Genomic DNA, 656 nt, shown 5'->3' with positions numbered 1-656 from the left:
CGGGATGCGCTCGACGAAGGGCAGCAAGCACTGCCTCATCTACCTCGTTCAAGGAAACTGTGCCCTGTAAGGATAGCTTGGAAGCGACCGCTAAAATCGCTGCGTCCACGAGCGGGACTTTGACTTCCCTTACCTTCATAGCGTTAAGGGTGGGTGGGCCTTTTGCAATTTCAGGTATCGCGGCCATTCGATCGCCTCTTCTCATAATTTTGCTGTAAAGCTCTCTACCCAGAATGCTCTCTACGCGCCTCGCATAAAACGGGAGCCGAGCCTACACCGCGTCGAGGTCGTGCCTTGGATGTGCGTGTGGCGAGGTCATCATTTTCTTGTCCCGCTCCGGCAATGCTTCCCACATTCGGTATCTTAGCTACGACACCGATTTCGTCGCTGCGTCTCATCCCGTCGGATATTGGCAAAATCCATCCGTTGTCTTGAAGTTGGTCAGTAGCGCGTGGGACCATCGTTCGCCAGTATTGCCTCTGCATTCTCAACGCTCGCGGGTTAGGATGTCTACCGGTCAAACAGGGTGAACCCGACCAGCCGAGTACCGTTTTTCCTAAGCGGCGCGGTCGAAATCTCTAGCTATTTGTTCGGCCATCTGGATGCGCAAGTTGGCGAGCGGCGGGGTCATGGGGCTTTCATCGCCGATCCGGCGC

1 protein-coding gene is annotated in these 656 nt (G+C 55.6%); it reads right to left on the bottom strand.

Annotation, left to right across the window (positions count from 1 at the left end; all coding sequences use genetic code 11):
* Window positions 1-187: hypothetical protein (locus tag A3736_RS17840; protein ID WP_233999248.1), on the bottom strand; the 187-nt coding region annotated here is incomplete at its 3' end.
* Window positions 188-656: the final 469 nt, after the last annotated feature.

The sequence above is a fragment of the Erythrobacter sp. HI0063 genome (assembly GCF_001635685.1).
Classification (GTDB): Bacteria; Pseudomonadota; Alphaproteobacteria; order Sphingomonadales; family Sphingomonadaceae; genus Qipengyuania.
This window is presented reverse-complemented; position numbering and strand designations above follow the sequence as displayed.